The sequence below is a fragment of the Neisseria perflava genome (assembly GCF_024170405.1).
Lineage (GTDB): Bacteria > Pseudomonadota > Gammaproteobacteria > Burkholderiales > Neisseriaceae > Neisseria > Neisseria perflava_B.
On sequence record NZ_JALJYC010000023.1, the window covers coordinates 12,589 to 25,790 of the forward strand.

Here is a 13,202-nt window from a genome sequence, read left to right on the forward strand (position 1 = left end):
GGCCTTTGTGTAAGGTGGGTTTTTAACCCGCCGTTTTATAAGCCTCTGCGACTGCCAAAATTGGAACATGATGAAAAAAATGCTGATAACCTTGTTTGCGATGGCGCTCGTCCTGTTCTCCGCTGCCGTTTATGCCATGTACCGCAGCGAGCAGGCCGCTTTGCGGCAAGCGGCGCAGAGCGTGCCGCAAAAAGCAGATGTCGCGCTGGTGTTGGGCAATGCCGTCAACCGGCGCGGCAAACCCAATCCCTGTTTAAAAAGCCGTGTCGAAACAGGCGTGTGGCTATACCGCGCAGGCTTGGCTGGCAAGCTGTTGATGTCGGGCGGCACCGACGGCGACGGTGCCAATGAAGCCGAAACCATGCGGGATATGGCGGTTAATCTCGGTATGCCGTCTGAAAACATCATCATCGAAAACCAGTCGGAAAGCACCTACGAAAACATCGCCTTCAGCGCACCGCTGTTGGCGGATACGGCCGATGTGATTATTGTCAGCGACGGTTTCCACCTTGCCCGCGCCCGCTGGCTGGCGGCGCGGCATTGGCAGGGTAAAACGGTGCAGACCTTCGCCTCCGGCAGTTGCGGCGATTCGGGATTGAATCACGGGCGCAAGCTGCTGCGCGAAGTATTGGCGTGGGGCAAAGCGCTGGTGTTGCACCGCTAAGGCTAATATCAAAAGGCCGTCTGAAACAGGAAACCTGATGTTTTCAGACGGCCTTTGCCGCGCAAATCATGTATAATTGCAAACAATTTTCCCTTATTCCGATGGGCGCCGCGCCTGTCGTTCCCTGTTTGATTCCCTTAGGAAACCGCCATGATTAATCCGATTGCCGCCCTGTCGCCTTTAGACGGCCGTTATGCCAAATCCGTTGAAGCCCTGCGCCCGATTTTCTCCGAATACGGCCTGATGAAAGCCCGTGTCAAAGTCGAGCTGGGTTGGCTCAAAGCCTTGGCCGCCGAGCCGAAAATCACCGAAGTGCCCGCATTCAGCGATTTTACCATCGCCGAAATCAACAAAGTGGCGGCCGAATTTTCTTTGGACGACGCGGCGGCGGTCAAAGCCATCGAAGCGACCACCAACCATGATGTAAAAGCCATTGAATACTGGCTCAAAGAGCGTTTTGCCGGAGTACCCGAAGTGGCGGCGGTGAGCGAATTTATCCATTTCGCCTGTACCAGCGAAGACATCAATAATTTGTCGCACGCCCTGATGTTGCAGGAAGCGCGTGAGCAGGTCTTGCTGCCGAAGCTGGCAGAAATCACCGCCAAGCTGACCGAAATGGCGCACGAATTGGCCGCCGTGCCGATGATGAGCCGCACCCACGGCCAACCGGCTACCCCGACCACAGTCGGCAAAGAAATCGCCAACGTCGTCACCCGTTTACAACGTCAGGCCAAGATTTTGGCGGCGCAGGAATTTTTGGGCAAAATCAACGGCGCCGTGGGTAACTACAACGCGCATATGGTGGCCTATCCCGACGTGGATTGGGAAACCCATTGCCGCAACTTCGTTGAAATCGGACTCGGCTTGACTTTCAACCCCTACACCATCCAAATCGAGCCGCACGACTACATGGCCGAATTTTTCCAAGCCGTCAGCCGCGTAAACACTATTCTGATCGACTTCAACCGTGACGTTTGGGGTTATATTTCATTGGGTTACTTCAAGCAAAAAGTCAAAGCGGGCGAAGTCGGCTCCTCCACCATGCCGCACAAGGTCAACCCGATTGACTTTGAAAACTCCGAAGGCAACTTGGGCATGGCTAATGCCGTCTTGGGTTTCCTGTCGGAAAAACTGCCCGTTTCCCGCTGGCAGCGCGACCTGACCGACAGCACCGTATTGCGCAACATGGGCGTGGGTATCGGCTATACCGTGTTGGGCTTCGCCGCCCACCTGCGCGGCCTGAACAAACTCGAACCCAATCCGGTAGCGATTACCGCCGATTTGGACGCCACTTGGGAACTTTTGGCCGAGCCGATTCAAACCGTCATGCGCCGCTACGGTGTCGCCAACCCGTATGAAAAACTGAAAGACCTCACACGCGGCAAAGACGGCATTACGCCCGAAGTATTGAAAGTGTTTATCGAATCGCTGGAAATTCCGAGCGAAGCCAAAGCGCAACTCTTGGCATTGACCCCAGCGCTGTATGTGGGCAAAGCCGAAGCGCTGGCCAAACGTATTTGATTCAAGCGCAGCGTGTGTAAATGACCGAGGCCGTCTGAAAGCAAAAGATTGTTTTCAGACGGCCTTTTGCGTTTCCTGTAAAATAAGCGCTTTCCTGCTCGAAACCGATTGCCATGACCGACACCGCCCAAATCATCACCAGCTACGGCCGCCGCTACATCGTGCGCACCCCCGACGGCAAAACCTACGAAGCCTCCACGCGCAAAAAGCGCGTCGATTTTGCCTGCGGCGATTTTGTGCACATCAGCCCGATTAACGGCGAACAGGTCGTGATTGAAGACTACCTGCCGCGCCAAAGCCTGCTTTACCGCCAAGACGCATGGAAAACCAAGCTGATTGCGGCGAATGTCAGCCAGCTTTTAATCGTCACTGCCGCCGTACCCAGCCCGAGCGAAGCGCTGTTGCAACGCGCATTGCTGGCGGCGGAAGCGGCGGAGATACAGGCCGTAATTGTGTTAAACAAAGCCGATTTGCCCGAAACCGCCGCATGGCGCGAAAAGCTGGCGTTTTACGAAACGCTGGGCTATCGGGTGGTAGAAACCCGTGCGCTGGAAAACGCCGACGCGCTCAAACCGCTGCTGAGCGGCCACACCAATATCCTGCTGGGGCAAAGCGGCATGGGTAAATCCACCCTCACCAATGCGCTCTTGGGCAACCAAGCCGCCCGCACCGGCGATATTTCCACCGCCCTCGATTCGGGCAAACACACCACCACCCATGCCCAACTGTATGATTTGGATAGCGAAACCCAATTAATCGACTCTCCCGGCTTACAGGAATTCGGCCTGCACCATCTCGCTGCTACCGATTTGCTGCACTACTTCCCCGATTTGAAACACCTGTCGGGGCAGTGCCGTTTTCACAACTGCACCCACCGCGCCGAACCGAATTGCACCGTGAAAGCCGCCGCCGAAGCGGGCGAAGTGAAAAAAGAGCGGGTGGAATTTTTGCAGCGCATTACCGATGAATTGCTGCGTTAAGCCATACGTGATACCAAGCCGTCTGAATAACGCAATATCGGCGGGAAAACCGCCGCTTCAGGTTTCAGACGGCCTTTGCGTATTTAAAAATGCTACAATACCGCTTTGCCTTTGCGAAGAAATACCATGAAAAAAACCGCCGCTCCCAAATCCTTTGAAGAAGCCGTCAAACGCCTTGAAACCCTGACCCAAGCCATGCAAAGCAGCGATATGCCGCTGGAAGAGGCGCTAGCCGCCTATCAGGAGGGCAACGAGCTGGTGCAATACTGCCAAACCAAGCTGGCGGAAGTGGAACAAAAGCTGCAAGTGTTGGACGGCGGCGAATTGAAGGAGCTGAATCTTGAGCACGAATGATTTGAAGGCGTGGCAGACCAAAGCCCAAGCGCAGACCGAGCTGGTGTTGGCGCGTTTATTGCCGTCTGAAAAACAAATTCCCGAAAAATTGCACGAAGCCATGCGCTACGTGACCCTCGGCGGCGGCAAGCGTTTGCGTCCGCTGTTGGTGTTGGCCGCGTCCGAATTGGGCGAGGCCGATATTGCGGCGGTGGAGCAGGCAATGGGCGCGATTGAAATGGTGCACGTTTATTCGCTGGTGCACGACGACATGCCCGCGATGGACAACGACAGCCTGCGTCGTGGCAAGCCCACCTGCCATGTGCAATACGACGAAGCCACCGCGCTTTTGACCGGCGACGCGCTGCAAACGCAGGCGTTTGAAGTCTTGAGCCGCCCGACCGGATTGCCCGCCGCGCGCCAGTTGAAAATGTTGTCGGTATTGGCGCAAGCCGGCGGCAGCCTCGGCATGGCGGGCGGGCAGGCGATTGACTTGGCCAATGTTGGCCAAGCCATGACCCAAGCCGAATTGGAGCAGATGCACCGCTTGAAAACCGGCGCCCTTATCCGCGCCGCCGTGGTCTTAGGCACACTCGCCTGCCCCGATTTGGACGATGCCGCCATCGCCCGCCTCGACGACTACGCCGCCAAACTCGGCCTCGCGTTCCAAGTCATCGACGACGTACTCGACTGCGAAGCCGATACCGCCACGCTGGGCAAAACCGCCGGTAAAGACGCCGACAACGACAAACCGACCTATGTCAAACTCATGGGCTTGGAAGCCGCCCGCGCTTACGCCGAAACGCTGGTGGCCGACGCCGTGGCCTTGTTGCAGCTGTTTGGCGACAAAGCCGCTCATTTACGCGGACTGGCGGAGTTTGTTACGGCGCGGAAGAATTGAGTTACGCCAAAAAAGCGTAGGTTGGGATGAAATCCCAACGAATGACTATTTGTTCAAATATTGGGTTGACTATCCAACCTGCCGTTTTACCGTCAGCGTTCAGGCCGTCTGAAACCACATTCAGACGGCCTTGCTCAAACCGTGCTATAATCCGCCCCGCATACGGCTCAGACAGACAGTCGCCGCGCAGCGCGTAATGCCTGCGGGGAGGAAAGTCCGGGCTCCAAAGAGCAGAATGCCGGCTAACGGCCGGGCGCGGTAACGCGACGGAAAGTGGAGCAGAGAGCAGAACCGCCGATGGTTTCCTTCGGGGAACACAGGTAAGGGTGAAAAGGTGCGGTAAGAGCGCACCGTGCACTTGGTAACAAGGCGCAGCAGGCTAAACCCCATTCGGAGCAAGACCAAACAGAACGCATTGACGCGGCTCGCCGAGCGTTCGGGTAGGTTGCTGGAGCCTGTCAGCAATGGCAGGCCTAGAGGAATGACTGTCCGACGACAGAACCCGGCTTATCGTTTGAACCGTGTGCCCGAATAGAAAACAATGCCGTCTGAAAATCACTGATTTTCAGACGGCATTGTTTTATACGGATACGGTTAACCGTTTAAGCTGGCTACAAACTGATTTACCGCCGGTACTGCCAACACCGCCAACAGCAGCAGAATCACTTTTTCATAGCCGTTCAAGCGCAAGCTGCCGTGGTGTTTGTATTGCGAATAAAGATACAGCAACACGCCCGGCAGATACAGCAACACGGAAAACAGCAGGTATTCCGTGCCCGCCGCATACACAATCCACAGCGCGTACAGCGTGGCAATCAGGCCGATGAATTTGTATTTGAAAGACAAATTTTGCTCAAATGACAGTTTCAGCAGATATGCGCCAATCAGTAAATATGGCACTAAAATCATGGAGGTGGAAATCAAGAGCAGCGCTTCGTAGCTGTTGCCGGTCTGCCAAACCAAAAACAGACAGAGCTGCACCGTCAGCGTGGTAAACAGCAGCGAGCCGTGCGGCACTTCGTTTTTGTTCAGCTTGATAAACGAGGCGGGGAACGCGCCGTTTTTCGCGCCCATATGCGGGATTTCGGTGGCGTAGAGCGTCCAGCTCAAATAAGACGACACCACCGACACAATCAGACACACGCTAATCAATACCTTTCCCCAGCCGCCGACCATATACGCCAGCACGCCCGCCATTGACGGATTGGACATGGCGGCAATTTCCGAGCGCGGCAGAATGCCCTGCGCCAACAGCGTAATCGCCACATACAGCGCCAGCGTAATGGATGCGCCGATGACCGTGGCGCGGCCGACATCGGCGCGGCTTTTGGCGTGTTTGGATAACACCGCCGCGCCTTCAATACCGGTAAATACCCACAGCGTAATCAGCATGGTGTTTTTTACCTGGCTCAAAATGCCTGCGTCGGGGTTTTCCGGCGTAGCCAAACTCGCGCCCGTCCAGTCGCCCATAAACACATCGCTTTTGAAAAAATAAGCCGCCAAGCCGATAAACAAAACCAGCGGAAACACTTTGACAAACGTCGCCACCAAGTTCACGCCCGCCGCTTCTTTGATGCCGCGTGCCACCAGCCAGTAAATCAGCCAAGCCACTGCTGATTCGCCGAGAAAGGCGGCAAAAGTGTTGCCCTTACCGAAAATCACCGCGTCGGGCGTGTCGGTAAACGTGCCGACGGCTTCAAACGCCACCACCAGATAGCCGACAATGCCGATGGTGGTACACAGCCAATAGCCCCACGCGGAGAAAAAGCCCATCAGGTCGCCGAAACCGGCGCGGGCGTAGGTGTAAATGCCGCCGTCAAGCTCGGGGCGCAGGCGGGCGAGGCAGGCGAAGGAAATGCCGAGGAAGATAATGCCGACGCCGGTAATCAGCCAGCCGATAAGCAGGGCTTGCGAACCGGCCACCGCCGCCATGTTTTGCGGCAGGCTGAAAATGCCCGAGCCGATCATGGAGCTGATGACCAGCGCCGTCAGCGCGGCCAGCCCGATTTGGGATTTGGAAGACATAAAGTGTTCTCTTATTTTAAAAGGTGGGGAAGAAGAAAAAATCGGATTATAAAACAAAGGCCGTCTGAACATGCAGTTTCTATATATTCAGACGGCCTTTGCGGGTAAAAAGGGTTTGGGTGGAGGAGGGGAGGGTAGGTAGGCCGTCTGCAAAATATTGCACGACCGTTGACGTGTGTTTTATTCTGGAATAATATTCTAATACAATTATTATTTTGAATTAATACAAAATATGGGATGTAGCCATTTTCAGACGGCCTTGGCCGCTATGCCTATCGGGTTTTACAGGCATTCCTTTTCCCTATCGTGCGTTAAAAGCGTAAAATAGCGGAAATTTAAAAAACCGGCTGTGTGGTCGAAGCTGTTTTTCTTATGAAAACAACGGCTTCGCATACGGCTTTCACACCAACATCAGGAGTTTCACCAAAATGGATGTCGTCGATTTATCCCGCCTCCAGTTTGCCGTGACCGTTCTGTATCACTTCCTGTTTGTGCCCTTTACCTTGGGCATGTGCTGGATACTGGTGATTATGGAATCGGTTTATGTCATGACCGGCAAACAAATCTATAAGGACATGACCCAATTCTGGGGCAAACTGTTCGGTATCAACTTTGCGCTGGGCGTGACCACCGGCCTGACCATGGAGTTCCAATTCGGTACCAACTGGTCGTATTACTCGCAATATGTGGGCGATATTTTCGGTGCGCCGCTGGCGATTGAAGGTCTGTTAGCCTTCTTCTTGGAAGCCACGTTTGTCGGCCTGTTTTTCTTCGGCTGGAACAAACTCTCCCGCCGCCAACACTTGGTCGTCACCATTCTGACCGCTTTGGGTACCAACCTGTCGGCCTTGTGGATTCTCGTCGCCAACGGCTGGATGCAAGACCCGCTGGGGGCGTCGTTCAACTACGAAACCATGCGCATGGAAATGCACAGCTTTGCCGAAGTGGTGTTTAATCCGATTGCGCAAAACAAATTCGTGCATACCGTTTCCGCCGGTTATACCTGCGCCTCGGTGTTTGTGTTGGCGGTATCGAGCTGGTATATCTTGCGCAAGCAGGATATGGAATTTGCCAAAAAAAGTTTCCGCATTGCCGCCGCTTTCGGCTTGGCTTCGATTCTTTCTACGCTGGTGTTGGGTGACGAATCCGGTTACAGCGCCGGCGAAGCGCAACACATGAAATTGGCCGCCATTGAGGGAACATGGGAAACCGAACCCGCGCCTGCGCCGTTTAACGTGATTGCCTTCCCCAACCAAAAGGAAATGAAAAACGATTTTGCCATCGAGATTCCCTTTGTCGGCGGCATTATGAACACCCGTTCGTTTGACAAGCAAGTGCCGGGCATACGCGAATTGGTGGCGGAAAACCGCCAACGTATCGAGAGCGGCGCCAAAGCCGTGACTTCGTTGGAAGCGCTGCGCCAAAACCGCAACGACAAAGACGCGCTGGCCGTGTTTGAAGCGCACAAAGCCGATTTGGGCTTCGGCCTGCTGCTGGAAAAATACACGCCCGACGTAGGCAAAGCCACGCCGCAGATGATGGACCAGGCGGCTTTGGATACCGTCCCCGAAGTAGCGCCGCTGTTTTGGATTTTCCGCGTGATGGTCGGCTGCGGCGTGATTATGCTGGGCTTGTTTATTTGGGCGATGTGGTCTTCCGTGAAAAACAATTTCACCCAAAAACCGCTGCTGCTCAAAGCCGCGATTGTGTGCCTGCCGTTGCCGTGGATTGCGATTGAATCGGGTTGGTTTGTGGCCGAATACGGCCGCCAGCCGTGGACGATTTACGGCGTCTTGCCGACGCATGTTTCCGCTTCTACCTTGTCGGCTTCGTCTTTGTGGTGGTCGTTGAGCGGCTTTATCGCCCTCTATACCGTATTGCTGATTGTCGAAGTGTACCTGATGCAGAAATACGCGCGTCAGGGCCCGGGCAGTCTGGGTACCGGCCGTTATCAAAACGAATCCGCACACTAGGAGCGCAACATGGATTATGAATTTTTCAAAGTGATGTGGTGGCTGTTTATTGCCGTGCTGTTAATCGGCTTCGCCGTGATGGACGGTCACGACATGGGTATCGGCATGATGTTGCCGTTTGTGGGTAAAAACGACGTCGAGCGCCGTGTGATTGTTAATTCCATCGGCGCCCACTGGGAGGGCAATCAGGTTTGGCTGGTGGCCGGCGCCGGTTCGATTTTCGCCGCATGGCCGATGGTGTACGCCACCGCCTTTTCCGGCTTTTATTGGGCGATGTTGGCGGTATTGTGGGCGATGTTTTTCCGCCCCGTCGGTTTCAAATACCGCAGCATGGTATCCAACCCGACTTGGCGCAATACTTGGGACTGGGGCTTGTTTGTCGGCTCGTTTGTGCCCGCGCTGATTTTTGGCGTGGCCTTCGGCAACCTGCTTTTGGGTGTGCCGTTCCATTTCGACAACAACCTGTATTCCTACTACACCGGCTCGTTTTGGGCGCTGCTCAACCCGTTTGCCTTATTGTGCGGTCTGGTGTCTGTATTTATGATGTTGGCGCACGGCGGCCTGTATCTGGCGCACCGCACCGAAGGCGTGATTCGCGAGCGCTCGCTTAAAGTGATGACCGTAGCGGCTGTGATAACGCTGGTATTGTTTACCGCCGCCGGTTTTTGGGTGGCCGGTATCGACGGCTACCGCATTACCAGCGTGATTGATACCAACGGCTTCCCTGATGTCTTGGGCAAAACCGTGGAGCTGGCCAAAGGCGCGTGGTTGGATAATTTCCGTGCCGAACCTGCTTTGTGGGCAGTACCGGCAGCCGCCTACGTCGGCCTGCTGCTGGCGGTATGGATGGCGCGTATGGGCAAAACCTTTACCGCATTCTGGTTTTCCGCCATCGGTTTGGGCGGTATTGCGGCCACGGCGGGTGTGGCGATGTTCCCGTTTATCATGCCCTCCAGCAGCATGCCCGCTTCCAGCTTAACCGTCTGGGACGGCACTTCCAGCCACTTTACGCTGATTGTGATGACCTTTGTGGTATGCATCCTGCTGCCGATTATCGTGATTTACACCTCATGGGCATTCCGCGTCATGCGCGGCAAAGTGACCGCCGAGTATATCCGCGAAAACGACCATACGCTGTATTAAGCAGCCGCTAGGGTGGGTGCAACCCGCCTTACACAATCAGATTAAAACATTATTTTTCAGACGGCCTCTCCTGTTTCCAAAGCAAAGGCCGTCTGAAAACAAGGAGTCAACAATGTGGTATTTTGCATGGGTTTTGGGCTTGGGCTTTGCCGTTTTGCTCGCCGTCGTCAATGCGATGTGGGGCGAGTTTGAGGAAGAACGCGCCGCCAGCCTCAAGGCTAAGGCGCAACAGGCCGAGTCGTAAGATGAAACGGCAGATTCTGCCCCATAAAAAGCTGCTGGCGCAATGGGTGAAACCCGTGCGCCGGCGGCTGCAATTAAGCTGGCTGCTCGCATTCGCGGCAGCCGTTTTGTTTGTGGCGCAGTCTTACGCGCTCGCGCAGCTTTTCGGCGCATGGCTGCAACAAGGCTTTGCCCGCCAGCCTTTGGATATGAATCTTTTGGCGCACTGGCTGCCCGTGTTGCTGGGCTGCTGGCTGCTGCGCCCGCTGTTGAACCTGCTGCGCGACAATGTGGCGTTTGGCGCAGCCTTAAGCGTGAAACGCCAAGTGCGCCACAGTCTGTTAAACGGTTTGGCGCATTTGGGCGGCGGCCGCCACCGCTACGGCAGCGACGGCGAACTGAGCAGCCGCCTGACCGACCAAATTGATGCACTGGAAGGCTTTGTCAGCCGCTATTCGGTGCGGAAACTCACCGCCGTGACCACGCCGCTGTTGCTGCTCATTGCCGCCGCCACGCAGAGCCTGCTGGTGGCGGGGATTTTTGTGGTTACCTTTCCGCTGTTAGTCGTGTTTATGATTGTCATCGGCCACCTCACCGCCCGCCAAAGCGCGGCGCAGCTGGGCGCATTGGCGCAGTTGAGCGGGCGTTTTCTCGATTGGGTGCGCGGTATGCCCACCCTGCAACGCCTGCAGGCCGACACGCTGGCGGCGGACGACATCGGCCGCAGTGCCGAGCAATACCGCCGCCGCACCATGAAGGTGTTGCACATCGCCTTTCTTAACAATGCCGTATTGGAGCTGATGGCTTCGGTATCCATCGCGCTGGTGGCGGTGTACCTCGGTTTCGGGCTGCTCGGCATTCTTCCGTGGGCAAAAAACACCATCCCCGTCGATTTTACCGCCGCGCTGTTCTTGCTGCTGCTCGCGCCTGAGTTTTACGCGCCTATGCGCCAGCTCGGGGCGGATTACCACGCCAAAGCGCAGGCTGAAGGCGCGGCGGAACAGCTCTTGCCCTTGTGGAACGCCATCGCCGAAGCCCAAGCAAGGCCGTCTGAAAAAACTACGTTTTTACAAATAGATAGTCATACGCCGCCTGCGATTTCGATGAGCAATATCTGTATTCGCGGAGAACAAGGGCGTATGCGCGTCAGCGGTTTTTCCGCCGACATCGCCGCCGCCACGCGGGTGGCGCTGGCGGGGCAGAGCGGCAGCGGCAAATCCAGCCTGTTGCAGATGCTGTTGGGCTTTGCCGCCTATGAAGGCCGTCTGAAAATTGACGATACCGATTTTGTCGCGCTGGATAAAACCGCATGGCAGCAGCAGGTCGGCTATCTAGCGCAAAGCGCGGCGTTTCTGCCTGCCACGATTGCGGAAAACCTGCGTTTGGCCAAAGCCGACGCAAGCGATGCGGAATTGACGGAAGTGTTGCAGGCGGTGGAACTGTGGCCACTGGTGTCGCGTCTGCCGCAAGGCCTCGACACGCCCTTGGGCGAACACGGGCGCGGCTTGTCGGGCGGACAGCTGCAACGGCTGGCCGTGGCGCAGCTTTTATTGCGCCCTGCCGGACTGTGGCTGCTGGACGAACCGGCCGAACACCTCGACCCCGACACCGCCGCGCGTCTGAACGCCTTATTGGAAAGCCTCAGCCGGGGCAAAACCGTGATTTGGGTCAGCCACCATGCCGACGAGCTGCCGTGGCTGGATAAAGTCATTGTCATGCCGTCCGCAACACAGGGAGCGCACTATGCCGTCTGAAAAACATCAAGCGGATAAACCGATTGCCCTGCGCGATTTGCTGCGCCGCCACACCGATATGTGGCTGATCAGCGGCTTGCTGGGCGTGGCCGCCTGTACCGCCGCCGTCTGCCTGCTGATGGTGTCGGGCTGGTTTCTTGCCGCCTCCGCGCTGGCGGGGCTGGTCGCCCTCGGCAGCCACCGCTTCAACTACATGCTGCCCGCCGCCGTTATCCGGATGCTGGCGATTATCCGCACCGCCGCACGTTACGGCGAATTGTCCGTATCACACCATACCGTGTTCGGCCTGTTGAAAAACCTGCGCGTCAGCGTGTTTACCTGCTTGGCGGCGCAGCCCTTGCAGCCGTGGCGCGGTGCAGATTCCGCCCGCCAAATGCACCGCCTCGTCAGCGACATCGACACCCTAGACGAATTTCCGCTGCGCGTAGTTGCGCCTTGGTTGCAGGCCGCTTGTTTGAGCGTATTGCTGGCCGCCGTTATCAGCATTGCCTTGCCCTCGGGCGGCGTGTGGGTCGGGCTGCTGTTGCTCGGCGTGTTGCTGCTGCCGCTGGCGGCGCTGCGCTTGGGACAACGCGACGCGCTGTGCCAAAGCGAAATCGGTGAACAGCGCCGCCGCGCCCTGCTGCACCCCTTGCGTATGCTGACGCGGCTGGTGTTGTGGCGGCAGTGGACGGCGCAGCAGCAGCCCTGTTTGCAGGCCGACGACGCGCTCACCGCCGTGGCGCAGCGTATCCGCCGTACTGCCAACATCTTAAGCCTTCTGGCGCAATGGTGGTTTGCCGCCGTGTGCGCCGCGCTGTTGTGGCTCGGCGCCGCCGCCCTGCAACAGGGGCAGACAGACGTGCCGTGGCTGCTGGCGCTGCTGCTGGGCGTATTCGGTTTGCAGGAATACGTTTTGCCGCTGTGCAGCAATTTCAGCGCCTACGGCTTCAGCCGCGCCGCGCAAATGCGGATTAACGCCTTAATCAATGTTCCTCCCGCCGTTTCAGACGGCCTACCGCTGCCGCAAGGCCGTCTGAAACTGAGTGCGCAACACCTGTCCGCCCGACTGCCCGATGCCCTTATCGGCCCGCGTGTCGTGTCTTTTGACATAGCCAGCGGCACACCCTGCTGGATTATGGGTGCTTCCGGCTGCGGCAAATCCACGCTGCTGTCGGTATTGGCGCAGGAACTGCCGCCGCTTGCGGGCAGCCTGACCCTCAACGGCGCCGACAGCCGCGATTTCGACTGGCGCGGGCAAATCGGCTATCTCTCACAATACGCGGACATCTTCGCGCAAACGCTGGCGCAAAACCTGCGCTTGGGTAAACCCGACGCAACCGACAGCGAACTGACCGCCGCGCTGGAAAAAGTCGCCCTGCAAGACTGGCTGGCGCAGCTGCCGCAAGGTTTGGACACCCCGTTGGGCGAATACGGCGCGGCCGTGTCGGGCGGACAAGCCCGCCGTATCGCCCTCGCGCGCCTGCTGCTCACCCCCAAACGCCTGCTGCTCTTAGACGAACCCTTCGCCGGACTCGACAGCGCCAGCCGCCACACTGTCTGGCAGGCCGTGCGCGACCACCAGCGCGACGGCTTGCTGGTGGTGGTCAGCCATCAGATGTGGGAAGAGATAGAAGCGGCAGACCTTTGCCGCGTAGTATTGCCGGAGGCGGATTATTCGGTATAGTTTTTTAAAAACAATGATAT

The 13,202-nt window shown here is 57.0% G+C and carries 11 protein-coding genes and 1 other RNA gene; 11 read left to right on the forward strand and 1 reads right to left on the reverse strand.

Annotated elements, in window-relative coordinates; translation table 11 throughout:
* Positions 1-67: 67 nt before the first annotated feature.
* The 6 genes from J2T37_RS08960 to rnpB all read left to right on the forward strand — a co-directional run bounded on the left by J2T37_RS08960 (position 68) and on the right by rnpB (position 4,925).
* A complete protein-coding gene (locus tag J2T37_RS08960; protein WP_253355255.1) occupies positions 68-664 on the forward strand; it encodes a YdcF family protein in 597 nt (198 codons plus the stop codon).
* Between the two features lie 150 nt (positions 665-814).
* Positions 815-2,185: an adenylosuccinate lyase gene (gene purB, locus J2T37_RS08965; RefSeq protein WP_253355256.1), complete on the forward strand. Its 1,371-nt coding sequence runs from the start codon at positions 815-817 to the stop codon at positions 2,183-2,185.
* Positions 2,186-2,298: 113 nt separating this feature from the next.
* Complete coding sequence (rsgA, locus tag J2T37_RS08970) at positions 2,299-3,165, forward strand: ribosome small subunit-dependent GTPase A (protein ID WP_253355257.1); 867 nt, start codon at positions 2,299-2,301, stop codon at positions 3,163-3,165.
* Between the two features lie 126 nt (positions 3,166-3,291).
* A complete protein-coding gene (locus J2T37_RS08975; protein WP_253355258.1) occupies positions 3,292-3,519 on the forward strand; it encodes an exodeoxyribonuclease VII small subunit in 228 nt (75 codons plus the stop codon).
* Complete coding sequence (locus J2T37_RS08980; RefSeq protein ID WP_253355280.1) at positions 3,503-4,399, forward strand: polyprenyl synthetase family protein; 897 nt, start codon at positions 3,503-3,505, stop codon at positions 4,397-4,399. Before J2T37_RS08975 ends, J2T37_RS08980 begins: the two co-directional genes overlap by 17 nt.
* A gap of 163 nt (positions 4,400-4,562) precedes the next feature.
* Positions 4,563-4,925, forward strand: an RNA gene (gene rnpB / locus J2T37_RS08985) — RNase P RNA component class A.
* 68 nt (positions 4,926-4,993) lie between these two features.
* Here the strand turns inward: rnpB and J2T37_RS08990 are convergent.
* Positions 4,994-6,424, reverse strand: coding sequence for a basic amino acid/polyamine antiporter (locus tag J2T37_RS08990; RefSeq protein WP_253355259.1), 1,431 nt, complete (start codon positions 6,422-6,424; stop codon positions 4,994-4,996).
* 428 nt (positions 6,425-6,852) lie between these two features.
* Here J2T37_RS08990 and J2T37_RS08995 point away from each other — a divergent pair, with 428 nt between their 5' ends.
* The 5 genes from J2T37_RS08995 (at position 6,853) to cydC (ending at position 13,182) form a co-directional block, all read left to right on the forward strand.
* The gene (locus tag J2T37_RS08995; RefSeq protein ID WP_253355260.1) at positions 6,853-8,397 is read left to right on the forward strand and encodes a cytochrome ubiquinol oxidase subunit I; all 1,545 of its coding nucleotides are present in this window, start codon (positions 6,853-6,855) and stop codon (positions 8,395-8,397) included.
* A gap of 9 nt (positions 8,398-8,406) precedes the next feature.
* On the forward strand, positions 8,407-9,540 hold the full coding sequence (cydB, locus tag J2T37_RS09000) for a cytochrome d ubiquinol oxidase subunit II (protein WP_253355261.1): 1,134 nt from the start codon (positions 8,407-8,409) through the stop codon (positions 9,538-9,540).
* 112 nt (positions 9,541-9,652) lie between these two features.
* Complete coding sequence (cydX, locus tag J2T37_RS09005) at positions 9,653-9,784, forward strand: cytochrome bd-I oxidase subunit CydX (RefSeq protein WP_253355262.1); 132 nt, start codon at positions 9,653-9,655, stop codon at positions 9,782-9,784.
* 1 nt (position 9,785) lies between these two features.
* Positions 9,786-11,516: a thiol reductant ABC exporter subunit CydD gene (cydD, locus tag J2T37_RS09010; RefSeq protein WP_253355263.1), complete on the forward strand. Its 1,731-nt coding sequence runs from the start codon at positions 9,786-9,788 to the stop codon at positions 11,514-11,516.
* Positions 11,506-13,182, forward strand: coding sequence for a thiol reductant ABC exporter subunit CydC (gene cydC / locus J2T37_RS09015; protein ID WP_253355264.1), 1,677 nt, complete (start codon positions 11,506-11,508; stop codon positions 13,180-13,182). Before cydD ends, cydC begins: the two co-directional genes overlap by 11 nt.
* Positions 13,183-13,202 lie beyond the last annotated feature (20 nt).